The sequence below is a fragment of the Pseudomonas sp. WS 5410 genome (assembly GCF_012985645.1).
Taxonomy (GTDB): domain Bacteria; phylum Pseudomonadota; class Gammaproteobacteria; order Pseudomonadales; family Pseudomonadaceae; genus Aquipseudomonas; species Aquipseudomonas shahriarae.
Genome location: NZ_JAAQWS010000002.1, coordinates 93,680 through 110,306, shown reverse-complemented (window position 1 = coordinate 110,306; position 16,627 = coordinate 93,680). Strand labels below are relative to the sequence as shown.

Here is a 16,627-nt window from a genome sequence, read left to right as displayed (position 1 = left end):
AGCGCCAGCAGCCGCGCCATCGCCGACAAGTCCTTATTCGCACACAGACCACTAGGTATAGCTTCCCCCGCTGCGGCATACTCGGCGCTCAATTACCCGGATCCCGCTATGCGCCCACTCGTCCCCCTTGCTCTCGCCTTGTTGCTCACCGCTTGCGGCGACGGCGAATCCCTGTTGCCGCCCGATGCCCGGCTGCCGGACGGTGGGCGTTATCGCGGGGATGTAGTCGATGGGCTGCTGCAAGGCCAGGGCCGGGTGGATTATCCCAACGGCAGTTGGTACGCCGGGCAATTCGACAAAGGCCAATGGCACGGCCAGGGCGAATGGCATGGCAGCAATGGCGAGGTCTATAAAGGCCAGTTCCAGCAGGGCCTGTTCGATGGCCAGGGCACCCTGACCACGGCGGCCAACACCTACGTCGGCGGTTTCAAGCAAGGCCGGCGCAACGGCGAAGGCACCCTCAAAGAGGGGCAAATGACCTATCGCGGCGAATTCAAAGACGACCAATACTCCGGCCTCGGCCGCCTGGAACTGCCCGACGGCAGCCAGTACCAGGGCCAATTTGCCCACGGCAAGCCCAACGGCGAAGGCCAGCGCAACGACGACAGCGGCAACCAGTTCAGCGGACGCTTCGTCAATGGCCAACTGGAAGGCAACGGTACCTTCAACAGCGCCGAAGGCGACATGTACGTCGGCCACTTCAAGCAGAACCAACTCAACGGCAAGGGTCGTTACGAAAACGCCGACGGCGACGTGTGGACCGGTGAGTTCCGCGAAGGCGCCCTGAGCGGCAAGGGTGAGCTGACCGGCGTGGACGGCAGCCATTACATCGGGTACTTCAGTGACTGGCGCTTTACCGGTGAGGGGCGCCTGAACCTCAGCGATGGCAGCTTCTACATCGGCGGCTTCGACAACGACAGCTATCACGGCCAAGGCACCCTGGTACTCACCGATGGCACGGTGCAAGCCGGGACCTGGGCCAACGGCCTGCGCGTACGCGATGCCGACGGCAAGCTGTTGCCCGACACCCTGGAAGTCGGGGTACTGGCCCAGGGCCGCTTGCTCGACGACGCCCTCGCCGCCGTGCCGGCATCCACCCCGGCTGTCGAGTTGTACAGCCTGGTGGTGGCCGGTGACGGCAAGCAAAGCGTATTCCTGCGCGAGGCCGACTACGTCAGCAACCTACTGAGCAGCCGTTTCGGCGCCCGCGGGCAGATCCGCCTGGTCAACCACCGCGACCATATCGCCGACCGCCCGATGGCGACCCGCGAAAGCCTGCGCCGCGCCGTGCAGACCCTGGCCGAGCGCACCGGGCCTGAAGACCTGGTGTTTATCTACCTGACCAGCCACGGCACCCACGAACACCAACTGGTGCTCGACCAACCGCGCATGGAGCTGGCCGACCTGCCGAGCGACGAACTGGCGGCGGTGATGGCGCCGCTGAAAAACCGCGACAAGGTCATCGTGATCTCCGCCTGCTACTCCGGCGGTTTCATCCCGGCGCTCAAGGATGAACACACCCTGATCATGACCGCCTCCCGCGCCGACCGCGTGTCGTTTGGCTGCTCGGAAGAAGCCGACTTCACCTACTTTGGCGACGCCCTGTTCGCCCAGGCCCTGACCCAGACCGACGATTTGCAGCACGCCTTCAAGCTGGCCCAACGGCATGTGACCGAACGGGAAATGGCGGACAACTTCGAAGCCTCCGAACCACAGATCTGGGCCCCCAAGAGCGTGATCGCCCGTTGGCAACAATTACGTAAACAGCAGGCACGAAAGGCGCTGGAAAGCGTCTCTATCAATAGCAAGGAAGCAAAGAGCAACTAAGCTGAAACTGTATCAAGGGGGGAAACACTATGTACTTGACGCCTCAGCATATATTGCTTGCCGGAGCCTCGGGCTTGACCGGGGAACATCTGCTGGACCGCCTGCTCAACGAGCCTACCGTCACCCGCGTATTGGCGCCCAGCCGCCGGCCACTGGCCGAACATCCGCACCTGGAAAACCCGGTCGGCGACCCCAGCACATTGCTGCCACAACTGAGCGGCCGGGTCGACCTGGCCTTCTGCTGCCTGGGCACCACGCTTAAGCAGGCAGGTTCCGAGCAGGCGTTCCGCGCCGTAGACCTGGACCTGGTGGTGGCGTTCGGCAAGCGCGCCCGGGAGATGGGCGCACGACACCTGATCGTGATCAGCGCGATAGGCGCCGACCCCAAATCCTCGGTGTTCTATAACCGGGTCAAGGGTGAGATGGAGCAGGCCTTGCAGGCTCAGGGTTGGCCGCAACTGACCATCGTGCGGCCCTCGCTGCTACTGGGCGAGCGCCTGGAGACACGCCTGGCGGAGAAACTCGCAGGGCCGTTGTCGCGGCTGATTCCCGGCAAGTATCGTGGCATCGAAGTGTGTGAGCTGGCCCGGGCCATGTGGCGCCTGGCACTGGAGGAGCAGGACGGGATGCGGATTGTCGAGTCGGATGAGTTGCGTAAGCTCGGCAAGTGAATCTGCGGTGACCGGGCGGGCCTCATCGCGGGCAAGCCCGGCTCCCACATGAATGCATTCACCGATCAAATGGGGGAGCTGGCTTGCCTGCGATGGGGCCCGCCCAGACCACAACCATCGCTACAGGCTACAACCCACCCGTCGCATTAAACCCAACCCCCAATACCGTCAACGCCGACAGCGGCAACAGCAGTGTGTCGAGCAGCGCGCTGGCCGGCAGGTCGAGGCCCGGGTAGCTCGGCGCTTCGGCGCCAAAACGGTCCATGGCACAGCAACCACCCTGCAGCGCATACAGATCCAGGCGCGTGCCCGCATACACCACTGGCGCACCGGGTTTCGCCGCATCCAGGGTGCGTACGGTGGCGCAGCCTGCCAGTTGCAGGGCCAGCACGATCAGCAGGACTTTATTCATCGCTGCTCAAATGATGCTCACCCCAGCGCGGCAACATGTCCTGGGGGATATTCAGCAAGTTGAGAATCCGTGCCACCACGAAATCCACCAGGTCATCAATGGTCTGCGGCTGGTGATAAAAGCCCGGCGACGCCGGCAGGATGGTCACGCCCATATTCGACAGTTTGAGCATGTGCTCCAGGTGAATGCTCGAATACGGCGCCTCGCGCGGCACCAGGATCAACTGGCGGCGCTCCTTCAAGGTCACGTCCGCCGCGCGCTCGATCAGATTGTTGCAGGCACCGGTGGCGATCGCCGACAGGGTGCCGGTGGAACACGGCACCACCACCATTGCCGCCGGCGCACCGGAGCCGGAGGCCACGGGCGACATCCAGTCTTCCTTGCCATAGACCTTGATCTGCCCCGCCGCCGCACCGGTGTATTCGGTCAGGAAGGCCTGCATCATCTGCACCTTGGGCGGCAGCGAGACGTCAGTCTCGGTGGCCATCACCAATTGCGCGGCCTTGGAAATCAGGAAATGCACCTCGCGGTCTTCGCGCACCAGGCAATCGAGCAAACGCAAGCCATAGGGCGCGCCGGACGCGCCGGTCATCGCCAGCGTGATGCGCTCCGGCCCGCTCATTGCAGCGCCTCGGCGAGTTTGCCGTGCAGGCCGCCAAAGCCGCCATTGCTCATGATCACCACGTGGGTACCGGGCTTGGCCTGGCTTTTGACCCGTTCGATGATGCCTTCCAGGGAGTCGCTGACAATCGATGGCACCGTGCAAAGCCTGGCCACGGCTGCCAGGTCCCAACCCAGGTTGGCTGGCGCGTACCACACCACCTGGTCGGCATCGTTGACGCTTTCCGGCAGGCCATCACGGTGCGCGCCCAGCTTCATGGAGTTGGACCGCGGCTCGATAATCGCAATCACCGGCGCATCGCCAACGCGCTTGCGCAGGCCGTCGAGGGTGGTGGCGATCGCCGTGGGGTGGTGGGCGAAGTCGTCGTAGATGGTAATCCCGTTCACTTCGGCGACCTTTTCCATACGCCGCTTGACGCTCTTGAACGCGCTCAGCGCGGCAATGCCCATGGCCGGTACCACGCCGACATGCCGGGCTGCAGCCAGGGTCACCAGGGCGTTGGCGACGTTATGCTGGCCGGTCATGTCCCAATCGACGATGCCTTGGGCCTCGCCCTCAAACAGCACTTCGAATTGGCTACCATCCTCGCTCAACAACTTGACCTGCCACTGCCCGCCGGCGCCAGTGGTTTGTACCGGCGTCCAGCAGCCCATCTCGATCACGCGCTGCAAAGCCGGCTCGGTGGTGGGGTGAATCACCAGGCCTTCGCTGGGAATGGTGCGTACCAGATGGTGGAATTGCCGCTCGATGGCCGGCAGATCAGGGAAGATGTCCGCATGATCGAACTCCAGGTTGTTCAAAATCGCCGTGCGCGGGCGGTAGTGAACGAACTTGGAGCGTTTGTCGAAGAAGGCGCTGTCGTATTCATCGGCCTCGATCACAAAAAACGGTGTATCGCCCAAACGCGCCGACACCGAGAAATTCTGTGGCACGCCGCCGATCAGGAAGCCGGGGCTCATGCCTGCATGTTCCAACACCCAGGCCAGCATGCTGCTGGTGGTGGTCTTGCCATGGGTACCGGCTACCGCCAGCACCCAACGGCCCTGCAGCACGTGATCGGCCAGCCATTGCGGGCCGGACACATAGGGCAGGCCTTTGTTCAGCACGTACTCCACGGCAGGGTTGCCACGGGACATGGCATTGCCGATCACCACCAGGTCCGGGACCGGATCGAATTGCGCCGGGTCGTAACCCTGGGTCAGCTCAATGCCCTGGGCCTGCAACTGCGTGCTCATGGGCGGATAGACATTGGCATCGGAGCCGGTGACGTGATGCCCCAGCTCTTTGGCCAGGACCGCCATTGAGCCCATGAAGGTGCCGCAAATACCGAGAATATGAATGTGCATAGTCGACCTCGTAAAACATCGAGGCAGGTTAGCGTAGGGTGGGAAAATTCGCACTCTTTTAGCGATTAGCGTGCGATCTTTTCCGCCACTGAGCGTGGCGCTCACTGATAAACAGTCGAGGGACTTTTCTACTCTTTTTTGCAATTCAGTACACTGGAATCAAGCCCGGCATTTAGGAACTCCCGCAAAATACCGGGCCTGACAGCTGCTACTTAGTAAAACATACAACCGAACTCAAACCACCGAACCAAAAGCAGACAGACCACTATCAAACTATCTCTTTCTTGCCTTTTGTTTCCACTTCCCGAATGGCAACCATCCTTGCAATGAAGTTATTGATTGTCTCGTTCCTTTTATCAAGTACATCCAGGCGACTGGTAACAGTTTTAGGCTCGACCACTGATTCTTCTTTATACGGCTTGAAAATAAAACCGTTTTCCGCAGCCGTCAGCTCCATATTTTTCTCTGCTGCGCTGTACAACTCCTCAATTTTTTTGATACGCGCATTTGTCTCGGTTGGCCAGTTCGGATCTTTCGTAAGAGCCTCACCATCCCCTCCCTCAGCCAGCAGTTGAATAGTGTTAACCGCGTACAGCAACTTTGTCTCGGCATTATCCAACCGCAACTTAATCATTGTGGCGTCTTGCTCTCCTGTACCGCCCGCCGCTGGCGTAACGCCATTGGATTGCTGACTCGGAGCCGGCTGGTGGGCCGGGGGCAATAATGGGGTAGTGGCGCTAAAGCTACCCTTGATGGTTTCACCGCTCCAAACCGATCCGGCATAAGTACCAATACTCAACGGAGTACTAACCAGGCCATTTACGGACGCATTCACAAAAGCATCGCGAGCTACAGTTTTCAAAGGTGTATCGGTTTTAAACACACCGGCCTTGACCAGGCGATCAGCCGCAATCAGATTGGTGGCAACATCGCCAAATGTCTTGGGTTGCGCAACCACGGGCTTGGGCCCAACGGGCAGTGAGGCGCCAGGGTGCTGCGTTTTGAACACAATGTCCCTGAAGTTAGCTATCCCCTTGCTGTTCGAGGCCCCTGCAGTCGGACGGGGAGCCACATTGGGCTTTACTGACGCTGTTTGTACAAATTTACCGGCGATCCCGTTAGAGGGGACTTTAAGGGCCTTTGATCCTGCGCTGGAAAACGGTCGAGGAAGGCGAGGGGATCCAAACCCGCGTCTGACTCGCACGGCGCCTTCACCCGAATTTTCACCCGTACTGTTCGCCTCGCTGGACGCCTGGGTGTCCGGAGTTTGCGCCGTTTCATCAAAGTAGGACGCACTTTTCGTAACGGCTGATGCCTGTTGCCGGGGCAAGCCATCCACGGGATCATTCACATGCAACGGAACCGAAACAGGAAAACCTGAAATATTCATATTGCCACCTATATAGTAAAAAACACGTCAACGACGTGATTACTATCAATTTTATTCATCCCTAGTGTCAAAACATCATAAACGATGAACCATCCTTTCCACTTGAGTATGAGATAGGCAGACTTCAGTTCCACACAACACACAAATTAAATTAACCATTACAACCAATAGCATCGCACTTCAACCGCAACACTTTTCACACCAACGAATCATGCCAACACCTAAAAACAATAAATACATTAAATAATCACCCCACCAAGTCGCAACCAGCACGCTAGCAAACACACACAACTTCACAACAAATATATTAACCCCTATTACACCCATGCCCATTGAACAGAGATCATGAGGGCGAGTTGATCAGCACAGGCGTCAAAGCACAGGAGCGGTCTTTACCCTCGCTCAGCCCGCAGAACGCAACGCAATTCCATGCTTGCGCAGCTTGCGGTACAGCGTATTGCGGCTAATGCCCAACTGCTCTGCAGCAAGGGTCATATGCCAGCGCTGCTGCTCCAGCATGTTCAGCAATGCCAGCCGCTCGGCATCTTCCAACGGCTGCTTGACGACAGTTCGCGCCTGGACAGGCACCCGGCCAATTATCGCAGGCAAATCGCTCAACCCGACCCGTGCGCCCTCGCAGAGTGCAGCCAACGTACGCAACACCGTACGCATCTGTCGCACGTTACCCGGCCACGAGAAGTCCAACAGTGCCTGACGCGCATCGTCATCAAGTACGATTGTCTGCCCCTGCGCTTCCTGCGCCAGGAGAAAGTCCAGCAACTGCGACTTGTCAGTGCGCTCGCGCAACGGCGGCAAAGCGATTTCCAGGCCATTGAGCCGGTAATACAAGTCCTCGCGGAAACTGGCGTCACGCACACGTTCCTGCAAGTTGCGGTGCGTCGCGCTGATCACCCGCACGTCCACCGCTTGCGGCTCACCCCCAATGGGCACCACCAGCCGGTCTTCCAACACTCTTAGCAACCGGGTCTGCAACGCCAGCGGCATATCGCCGATTTCATCGAGGAACAAGGTACCGCCATCGGCCTGTTGCAGCTTGCCGCGCATGCCTTCCTTGCGGGAGCCGGTGAAACTGCCACCGCGATAACCGAACAATTCGCTCTCGATCAGGCTCTCTGGGATGGCCGCGCAGTTCAGGGCGACGAAGGGTTTGTCGGCACGCTGGCTGGCATGGTGCACGGCTTTGGCGAATGCCTCCTTGCCGGAGCCCGTTTCGCCATTGATCAGCAGCGGCACGTCGCGTTCAAAGACCCGCAGGGCCTTGCGAAAGTCATTCTGCAGCGCCTCATCGCCCAGGCAGATGCCCGGCACGCGCGGCCGCTCGACCTTGGCCGGCGCCGGAACCCGTGGGCCGGGCGCCCGCCGGGCCTCGCCGCGCAACACCGCGAACAGGCTGCGCCCATCGCGGGTGCGCAGGGGCCAACTGGCGCTGGCGTTGGCACTGGCGCGGCCGAGCAAGTCATCCAGGCGGCAGTCGAAAAACATCTCCACCGGCAGGCCCAGCAAACGCCCGCGTGGCAGCCCCAGCAGGTTCTGCGCGCTTTGGTTGAGCGCACAGATCCGCCCTTCACCGTCGAACGCCAGCAGCCCTTCGCTGAACAGGCCCACGGATTCGGCCTGCAGGTGGAAACGCAGCAACCAGTGGTTTTCAAAGTGGCGCAGGAAGTAGCAGCTCTCGATCATCTTCGCCGACAGATTGACCAGCGCCATGGTATGGAACTGGCTCTGACGCGATACCGCCTCACGGGCCGAGGACACATCCAACACTGCCAGCAGGTCGCCATGGGGGTCGAATACCGGGCTGGCGGAACAGGTCAGGCCGGTGTGGCGCCCACGAAAGTGTTCGTCGCGATGAATGGTCAGGGCCTGGCGCTCCACCAGGCAGGTGCCGATGCCGTTGGTGCCTTCGCAGGCCTCGCTCCAGTCAGCGCCGAGCCATAGGCCGGCATGCTCGAACACCTTGCGCTCGCTAGGCGCGGTGACGCAGTTGAGGATCACCCCACGCGCATCGGTCAACAGCACCGCGTGCCCGGTGCCGGAAAGCTGTTGATGCAAATTGTTCATTTCGGTGCCGGCGATGTGCAGCACCTGCTGCAGGCGCTCGCGGCTTTCCAGCAGGCGATCGTGCTCCAGCACCGTGGGGGCAATGGTCAGTGCCGGGTCGAGGTGATAGTCCTCCAGGCAGCGCAGCCAGGAACGGGCAATCGAGGGATCGCTGCCGGGACCGTGCAGCGGGTCTTGCCCACGGGTGACCGTCAGGACTTGCCGGGCATGGCGGCTGAAATGATCGTTTTGCATCTTCTTATTGTTCTCCTGTTGCGTGGGACACACCGCGGACCGGGACGCCCAGCATCCTCCACGCCTTGGCGCATTGCAATCCCGGGGCGACCCATGGGTCACAGGTTGTATCGCCGGCGGCACAAACTGTCACCCCGAATGTCCCAAAGCTGTCACAGCAACGCCTTGCAACAAACCCTAAAGCCTTGATTTACCTGGCCTGCAAGGCACTGGCCCGACCTTTGCTCTACGCTTTATCAAGCGCAGCCACGCTGCACTCCAATAAACATAAGAAGTCAGGAGATACCCACCATGCGTTATGCACACCCCGGTACTGAAGGCGCTATCGTTTCGTTCAAGGCCAGGTACGGTAACTACATCGGCGGCGAATTTGTGGCCCCGATAGATGGCAACTACTTCACCAATACTTCGCCGGTAAACGGCAAGCCCATCGCCGAATTCCCACGCTCCACTGCCAAAGATATCGACAAGGCACTGGACGCCGCCCACGCCGCCGCTGATGCCTGGGGCAAGACCTCGGCCCAGGACCGCTCGCTGGTGCTGCTGAAAATCGCCGACCGCATCGAACAGAACCTCGAACTGCTGGCCATCACCGAAACCTGGGACAACGGCAAGGCCGTACGCGAAACCCTCAACGCCGATATCCCCCTGGCCGCTGACCACTTCCGCTACTTCGCCGGCTGCATCCGCGCCCAGGAAGGCAGCAGCGCCGAGATCAACGAACACACCGCCGCCTATCACTTCCACGAACCCCTGGGTGTGGTCGGGCAGATTATCCCGTGGAACTTCCCACTGCTGATGGCCGCCTGGAAACTCGCACCCGCCCTGGCCGCCGGTAACTGCGTGGTACTCAAGCCTGCCGAGCAGACCCCGCTGGGCATCAACGTGCTGATGGAAGTGATCGGCGACCTGCTGCCACCGGGCGTGCTGAACGTGGTGCACGGTTTCGGCAAGGAAGCGGGCGAAGCCCTGGCGACCAGCAAGCGCATCGCCAAGATCGCCTTTACCGGCTCCACGCCGGTGGGTTCGCACATCATGCATTGCGCGGCCGAAAACATTATTCCGTCCACCGTTGAGCTGGGCGGCAAGTCGCCGAACATCTTCTTCGCCGACATCATGAAAGCCGAACCGCAATTTATCGAAAAGGCCGCCGAAGGCCTGGTGCTGGCGTTCTTCAACCAGGGCGAAGTGTGCACCTGCCCATCCCGCGCGCTGGTGGAAGAGTCGATCTACGACGACTTCATGAAGGTGGTGATGAAGAAGGTCGAGTCGATCAAGCGTGGCGACCCACTGGACACCGACACCATGGTGGGTGCCCAGGCGTCCGAGCAACAGTTCGACAAGATCCTGTCGTACCTGGAAATCGCCAAGGGCGAAGGCGCCGAGCTGCTGACGGGCGGCAAAGTGGAGAAACTGACCGGCGACCTGGCAACCGGCTATTACATCCAGCCGACCCTGCTCAAGGGCACCAACAAGATGCGTGTGTTCCAGGAAGAAATCTTTGGCCCGGTGGTGAGCATCACCACCTTCAAGGACGAAGCCGAAGCCCTGGCGATCGCCAACGACACCGAGTTTGGCCTGGGTGCCGGCTTGTGGACCCGCGACATCAACCGCGCCTACCGCATGGGCCGGGCGATCAAGGCCGGGCGTGTGTGGACCAACTGCTACCACCTGTACCCGGCGCATGCCGCGTTTGGTGGTTACAAGAAGTCCGGTGTGGGCCGTGAGACGCACAAGATGATGTTGGATCACTATCAGCAGACCAAGAACCTGCTGGTGAGCTACGACATCAACCCACTGGGTTTCTTCTAACCCTCCCCCGCTCCCACACTTGAAATGCAATTAAATGTGGGAGCGGGCTTGCTCGCTCCCACACTTGGATCTTCATCAATAGTTGCGACGTGCATTCGGCAGACATCCGCCGAGTTAAAACAATAAAAACAAGGTACTTTCCCATGCCTAGCGAACCGACAGGATCCTCCGTCGACTTCGAAAAAGTCGGCTCCGAATACTTCCAACAACGAGAATTGAAAAAAGGCGCCGCCGGCTGGGTGCTATTAGTCGGCCTCGGCGTTGCCTATGTCATTTCCGGCGACTACGCCGGCTGGAACTTCGGCCTGGCCCAAGGCGGCTGGGGCGGGATGTTCCTCGCCACACTCCTGATGGCCACCATGTACTTGTGCATGTGTTTCTCCCTGGCCGAACTGTCCTCCATGATCCCTACCGCCGGTGGCGGCTATGGTTTTGCCCGCAGCGCCTTCGGCCCCTGGGGAGGATTTCTCACCGGCACGGCGATCCTGATCGAATACGCCATCGCCCCCGCCGCCATCGCGGTGTTTATCGGTGCCTATTGCGAATCACTGTTCGGCATTGGCGGCTGGATGATCTACCTGGCGTTCTACATCATCTTTATCGGCATCCATATCTTTGGCGTCGGTGAAGCGCTGAAGTTGATGTTTGTGATTACCGCCGTCGCCGCAATTGCCCTGGGCGTGTTCCTGGTGGCGATGGTGCCGCACTTCAACGTCGCCAATCTGCTGGACATTCCCGTGACCGAAGCCAAGGGCGCCAGCAGTTTCCTGCCGCTCGGCTATGTCGGCGTGTGGGCCGCGATTCCTTATGCGATCTGGTTCTTCCTCGCCGTCGAAGGCGTGCCCCTGGCCGCCGAAGAAACCAAGAACCCCAAGCGCGACCTGCCCCGCGGCCTGATCGGCGCGATTGTGGTGCTCACCAGCTTTGCCCTGCTGATCCTGGTGATTGCCCCCGGCGGCGCCGGCACCCTGGCGCTGATCAAGTCCGGCAACCCGTTGGTGGAATCCCTGGCCCTGGCCTACGGTGGCTCGACCTGGATGGGCAGCTTCGTCAACCTGGTGGGCCTGGCCGGACTGATCGCGAGCTTCTTCTCGATCATCTATGCCTACTCCCGGCAGATTTTCGCCCTGTCCCGCGCTGGCTACCTGCCGCGCAAACTGTCGCAAACCAATAAAAGCAAGGCACCGGTGCTGGCCCTGGTCATTCCCGGGATCATCGGTTTTGGCCTGTCACTGACCGGCCAGGGCGACCTGCTGATCCTAGTGGCGGTGTTTGGCGCGACCATTTCCTACGTGCTGATGATGGCCGCGCACATCACCCTGCGCATCCGTCGCCCCAAAATGGAGCGCCCATACCGCACGCCGGGCGGCATCTTCACCTCGGGCCTGGCCCTGATACTGGCCTGCATCGCCGTGGTGGCGGGCTTCCTGGTGGATCCGCGCGTGGTGATTGGCGCGGCGATCATCTATGGAGTATTAATTGCTTACTTCGCTTTCTACAGTCGGCATCACTTGGTAGCAGGCACGCCGGAAGAAGAGTTCGCGGCGATCCAGGCCGCAGAGGCCGCCTTGCACTAACGCCGTAAACCACGGCGCGGGCCACCGCCCGCGTCGTCATGGAGAGTCTGTATGGCAAGTTTTTCCCACTCGGTCGGTGCATTGACCTACCGTTTCGACAGCCTCAAGGACGTGATGGCCAAGGCCAGTCCCGCCCGCTCCGGGGATTTTCTCGCCGGCGTCGCCGCACAGAACGACGGCGAACGTGTGGCGGCGCAAATGGCCCTGGCCAATATCCCGTTGAAGCACTTCCTGGAAGAGGCGCTGATCCCCTACGAAAGCGACGAAGTCACCCGGCTGATCATCGACACCCACGACCAGCAGGCCTTTGCCGTGGTCAGCCACCTGACCGTCGGCGGCCTGCGGGACTGGCTACTCAGTGACGCGGCCGACGAACACAGCCTGCGTGCACTGGCGCCGGGGTTGACCCCGGAAATGGCCGCCGCCGTGTCGAAGATCATGCGTGTGCAGGACCTGGTGCTGGTAGCGCAGAAGATCCGCGTCGTCACCCAGTTTCGCGGCACCATGGGCCTGCGCGGGCGCTTGTCCACGCGCCTGCAACCTAACCATCCGACGGATGAGCCGGCGGGCATCGCCGCGAGCATCCTCGATGGGCTGCTGTACGGCAACGGCGACGCCATGATCGGCATCAACCCGGCCACCGACAGCATCGCCTCGATTTGCGCCATGCTGGAAATGCTCGACGCGATCATCCAGCGCTACGAGATCCCGACCCAGGCCTGTGTGCTGACCCACGTCACCACCTCCATCGAAGCGATCAACCGCGGCGTGCCGCTGGACCTGGTGTTCCAGTCGATCGCCGGCACCGAGGCGGCCAACGCCAGCTTCGGGATCAACCTGAATGTGCTGCAGGAAGGCTACGACGCAGGCCTGAGCCTGAATCGCGGGACCCTGGGGCAAAACCTGATGTATTTCGAGACGGGCCAGGGCAGCGCCCTGTCGGCCAACGCGCATTTCGGGATTGATCAACAAACCTGCGAAACCCGTGCCTATGCAGTGGCGCGGCACTTCAAGCCATTTTTGGTCAACACAGTGGTCGGTTTTATCGGCCCCGAGTACCTGTACAACGGCAAGCAAATCATCCGCGCCGGCCTCGAAGACCATTTCTGCGGCAAGCTGCTCGGCGTGCCCATGGGTTGCGACATCTGCTACACCAACCATGCCGAAGCCGACCAGGACGATATGGACACCCTGCTGACCTTGCTGGGCGTAGCCGGGATCAACTTCATCATGGGCATCCCGGGTTCCGACGACATCATGCTCAACTACCAGACCACATCCTTCCACGACGCGCTGTACGCCAGGCAAACCCTGGGTTTAAAGCCCGCGCCGGAGTTTGAGCAGTGGCTGGCGAAAATGGGCATCTTCACGCAAGCCGATGGCAAGGTGCGGTTTGGTAACAACCTGCCACCAGCCTTCCGCCACGCCTTGGCGCAATTGGGATGAAGGAGCCTCCAGTGCAAATCGACACACCTGAAAGCGATAACCCCTGGCTGGAGCTGCGGCGCCTGACCCCGGCGCGAATCGCCCTGGGCCGCACCGGCACCAGTATTCCCACCGGCGCGCAACTGGACTTCCAGTTCGCCCATGCCCAGGCCCGCGACGCGGTACACCTACCGTTTGACCATACCGGCCTGAGCAGCCAGATGGCCGAGCGCGGCCGCGATAGCCTGTTGCTGCACAGCGCCGCGCCCGACCGCCACAGCTACCTGCAACGCCCGGACCTGGGGCGGCGCCTGAGCGATGAGTCGGCCCAGACCCTGCGCGACTACGCCCAGGCCAACCCGGGCGGTGTGGACCTGGCGGTGGTAGTGGCCGATGGTTTATCGGCGCTGGCGGTGCATAAACACACCGTGCCGTTTCTCACACGCATGGAAGAACAGACCCACGCCGAAGGCTGGTCCTTGTCGCCGGTGATCCTGGTGGAACAAGGCCGGGTGGCGGTGGCCGATGAGATCGGCCAGTTACTTGGGGCAAAAATGGTGGTGATCCTGATCGGCGAGCGGCCAGGGCTCAGCTCGCCGGACAGCCTGGGGCTGTACTTCACCTATAACCCCAAGGTCGGCCTGACCGACGCCTACCGCAACTGTATTTCCAATGTGCGCCTGGAGGGTCTGAGCTACGGCATGGCCGCGCACCGCCTGCTGTACCTGATGCGCGAGGCCTGTCGGCGGCAGTTGTCGGGGGTCAATCTCAAGGATGAGGCGCAGGTTCAGACCCTGGAATCGGATGATCCGGACCTGATGAAAGGCAATTTCCTGCTCAGCCCAACCAAGGACTGATGCCGGCACGATTGCGATTTTTCACCGCTTTAGGCAGCATCAAGCAGCGGGCGCCCGAGTAATGGACCGTTTGCCGTTGTATTCCTATAGAAGTTGAGGCCTAGCATGCGGATTACTCAAGCGACTCTGGAACACCTGGACCTGTTGACCCCATTATTCGTCAAATACCGCGAGTTCTATGGCGCGCTGCCCTTTCCGGACTCCTCCCGGGCGTTTCTGGAGAAGCGTCTGCGGCGCAAGGAGTCGGTAATCTACCTGGCGCTGCCGGATGACGACGACAGCAAGCTGCTGGGCTTCTGCCAGCTGTATCCGAGCTTTTCTTCGCTGTCGTTGAAACGGGTGTGGATCCTCAATGACATCTACGTCGCCGAGGACGCCCGCCGCCAACTGGTGGCCGACAACCTGATGCGCGCCGCGAAAAAAATGGCCAAGGAAACCAATGCCGTGCGTTTGCGCGTGTCCACCAGCAGTAATAACGCGGTGGCGCAGAAGACCTATGAATCCATGGGCTTTCGCGAAGATACCGAGTTCAAGAACTACACATTGCCGATCAGCGAAGACTGAAGCCATTCACCCAAACACCCAAAAAATGTGTGCGGGCTTGCTCGCGATAGCGGTGGTTCAGTTGATGTATTTTTAACTGACCCACCGTTATCGCGAGCAAGCCCGCTCCCACATTTGGATCAGTGCTAGCCAGAATAGCCGCGACATCCCCCGCTACAAAACCAGCACGCTTTTCATCACTCAGTCCGTATAATGCCGACGTTTTAGGGTTGTAGGAAAAACGGCATACACACGTAGCCTTATTGCCCGAAGCCTCCGCACGGGCCCGCTGAGTCGGGCCATTCACACAGGTGCCATCCATGGATTTCAACCCGCTCGACCTTATCCTGCATCTCGACGTGTACCTCGACTTGCTGGTAACCAATTACGGTCCGTGGATCTACGCCATCCTGTTCCTGGTGATTTTTTGCGAAACCGGCCTGGTGGTCATGCCGTTCCTGCCCGGCGATTCCCTGCTGTTTATTGCCGGCGCCGTCGCTGCCGGTGGCGGCATGGACCCGGTCCTGCTGGGCGGCCTGCTGATGCTGGCGGCGATCCTCGGTGACAGCACCAACTATGTGATCGGCCGCACCGCCGGGGAACGCTTGTTCAGCAACCCCAATTCGAAAATCTTCCGCCGCGACTACCTGCAAAAGACCCACGACTTCTACGACAAGCACGGCGGCAAAACCGTGACCCTGGCGCGCTTCCTGCCGATCCTGCGCACCTTCGCGCCGTTCGTCGCCGGTGTCGCCAAAATGCCGTATCCGCGCTTTTTCGGCTTCAGCGTGCTGGGCACCATCCTCTGGGTCGGTGGCCTGGTCACCCTCGGCTACTTCTTCGGTAACGTACCGTTCATCAAGAAAAACCTGTCGCTGCTGGTGGTGTTCATCATTCTGCTGTCGCTGGTGCCGATGATCATTGGCGTGGCCCGCAGCCGCTTTGGCCGCACCTCCTCCGAAGCCAAGCCGCACTGATCGGCCATGTGGTCCCTCAGCGCCTGGCGTCGCCGGCGCCTCCTGGCCAAGCACCCGGTTGCCGATGAAACGTGGCAACGGGTGCGCCATCACCTGACCTTCCTCGACGGCATCAGCGCCGAACAGGACCAATGGTTACGTGAGGCCAGCGTGCTGTTCCTCGCCGAAAAACACCTGACTGCCCTGCCCGGCGTCGATCTGCACCAGGAACAACGCCTGCTGCTCGCCGCCCAGGCCCAACTGCCGCTGATGAACCTGGGCGAGTTGGAGTGGTACCAGGGCTTCCATGAAATCATTCTCTACCCCGATGACTTTCGCAGCCCCCAGCGCCATCGCGACGCCAGCGGCGTGGAACATGAATGGGATGGCGAGCACAGCGGCGAAGCCTGGCAGCAAGGCCCGGTGATCCTCGCCTGGCCGGGCGTACTGGCCAGCGGCAATTGGGAAGGCTACAACCTGGTGATCCACGAACTGGCGCATAAGCTCGACATGCTCAATGGCGACGCCAACGGCCTGCCGCCGCTGCACAGCGACATGCGCGTCCAGGAGTGGGCCAGCGTGATGCAGAGCGCGTTTGATGACCTCAACCGCCAGCTCGACCACAACCCCGACGCAGAAACTGCCATCGACCCATATGCTGCGGAAAACCCGGCAGAGTTTTTTGCGGTCACCAGCGAATATTTTTTCAGCGCCCCGGATTTGCTGGTGGACAGTTATCCACAGGTCTACGGGCAACTGAGCCAGTTTTACCGCCAGGATCCACTGGCACGCCTGAAACATCTGCAAGCCAGCGACCCGCGCTATCAGACTGAAGGCTAAGTACCGTACGACGTCTGGCGCGTGGCATCGGCG

The 16,627-nt window shown here is 60.8% G+C and carries 14 protein-coding genes; 9 read left to right on the top strand and 5 right to left on the bottom strand.

Annotation, left to right across the window (positions count from 1 at the left end; all coding sequences use genetic code 11):
* Positions 1 to 108 precede the first annotated feature (108 nt).
* Positions 109 to 1,827 (top strand): C13 family peptidase, encoded by a 1,719-nt coding sequence (locus HBO24_RS03930; RefSeq protein ID WP_170059331.1) that lies wholly within the window; start codon positions 109 to 111, stop codon positions 1,825 to 1,827.
* Positions 1,828 to 1,856: 29 nt separating this feature from the next.
* Positions 1,857 to 2,498 (top strand): oxidoreductase, encoded by a 642-nt coding sequence (locus HBO24_RS03925; protein WP_170059330.1) that lies wholly within the window; start codon positions 1,857 to 1,859, stop codon positions 2,496 to 2,498.
* 127 nt (positions 2,499 to 2,625) lie between these two features.
* Here the strand turns inward: HBO24_RS03925 and HBO24_RS03920 are convergent, their stop codons facing one another.
* The 5 genes from HBO24_RS03920 to HBO24_RS03900 all read right to left on the bottom strand — a co-directional run bounded on the left by HBO24_RS03920 (position 2,626) and on the right by HBO24_RS03900 (position 8,584).
* Positions 2,626 to 2,910: a YceK/YidQ family lipoprotein gene (locus HBO24_RS03920; protein ID WP_170059329.1), complete on the bottom strand. Its 285-nt coding sequence runs from the start codon at positions 2,908 to 2,910 to the stop codon at positions 2,626 to 2,628.
* A complete protein-coding gene (gene ubiX, locus HBO24_RS03915; protein ID WP_038443595.1) occupies positions 2,903 to 3,532 on the bottom strand; it encodes a flavin prenyltransferase UbiX in 630 nt (209 codons plus the stop codon). The genes HBO24_RS03920 and ubiX overlap by 8 nt, the downstream gene beginning before the upstream one ends.
* On the bottom strand, positions 3,529 to 4,878 hold the full coding sequence (mpl, locus tag HBO24_RS03910) for a UDP-N-acetylmuramate:L-alanyl-gamma-D-glutamyl-meso-diaminopimelate ligase (protein WP_057960713.1): 1,350 nt from the start codon (positions 4,876 to 4,878) through the stop codon (positions 3,529 to 3,531). Before mpl ends, ubiX begins: the two co-directional genes overlap by 4 nt.
* 268 nt (positions 4,879 to 5,146) lie before the next feature.
* The gene (locus HBO24_RS03905) at positions 5,147 to 6,268 is read right to left on the bottom strand and encodes a hypothetical protein (RefSeq protein WP_170059328.1); all 1,122 of its coding nucleotides are present in this window, start codon (positions 6,266 to 6,268) and stop codon (positions 5,147 to 5,149) included.
* Positions 6,269 to 6,670: 402 nt separating this feature from the next.
* Positions 6,671 to 8,584, bottom strand: coding sequence for a sigma-54-dependent Fis family transcriptional regulator (locus HBO24_RS03900; RefSeq protein WP_170059327.1), 1,914 nt, complete (start codon positions 8,582 to 8,584; stop codon positions 6,671 to 6,673).
* Between the two features lie 291 nt (positions 8,585 to 8,875).
* Here HBO24_RS03900 and HBO24_RS03895 point away from each other — a divergent pair, with 291 nt between their 5' ends.
* From HBO24_RS03895 to HBO24_RS03865, 7 genes are all read left to right on the top strand, one after another.
* A complete protein-coding gene (locus tag HBO24_RS03895) occupies positions 8,876 to 10,396 on the top strand; it encodes an aldehyde dehydrogenase family protein (RefSeq protein ID WP_169959817.1) in 1,521 nt (506 codons plus the stop codon).
* Between the two features lie 143 nt (positions 10,397 to 10,539).
* Positions 10,540 to 11,973 (top strand): ethanolamine permease, encoded by a 1,434-nt coding sequence (gene eat / locus HBO24_RS03890; protein ID WP_170059326.1) that lies wholly within the window; start codon positions 10,540 to 10,542, stop codon positions 11,971 to 11,973.
* Positions 11,974 to 12,024: 51 nt separating this feature from the next.
* A complete protein-coding gene (locus HBO24_RS03885; RefSeq protein WP_057960716.1) occupies positions 12,025 to 13,419 on the top strand; it encodes an ethanolamine ammonia-lyase subunit EutB in 1,395 nt (464 codons plus the stop codon).
* The gene (gene eutC, locus HBO24_RS03880; protein ID WP_057438991.1) at positions 13,416 to 14,255 is read left to right on the top strand and encodes an ethanolamine ammonia-lyase subunit EutC; all 840 of its coding nucleotides are present in this window, start codon (positions 13,416 to 13,418) and stop codon (positions 14,253 to 14,255) included. The genes HBO24_RS03885 and eutC overlap by 4 nt, the downstream gene beginning before the upstream one ends.
* Before the next feature lie 105 nt (positions 14,256 to 14,360).
* Positions 14,361 to 14,819 carry a GNAT family N-acetyltransferase gene (locus tag HBO24_RS03875; RefSeq protein ID WP_057438990.1) on the top strand — a complete coding sequence of 153 codons (459 nt, stop codon included), beginning with the start codon at positions 14,361 to 14,363 and terminating at the stop codon, positions 14,817 to 14,819.
* A 299-nt stretch (positions 14,820 to 15,118) separates the two neighbouring features.
* Complete coding sequence (locus HBO24_RS03870; protein WP_038443607.1) at positions 15,119 to 15,775, top strand: DedA family protein; 657 nt, start codon at positions 15,119 to 15,121, stop codon at positions 15,773 to 15,775.
* Positions 15,776 to 15,781: 6 nt separating this feature from the next.
* On the top strand, positions 15,782 to 16,594 hold the full coding sequence (locus tag HBO24_RS03865) for a zinc-dependent peptidase (protein ID WP_057438989.1): 813 nt from the start codon (positions 15,782 to 15,784) through the stop codon (positions 16,592 to 16,594).
* The last annotated feature ends 33 nt before the right edge of the window (positions 16,595 to 16,627 follow it).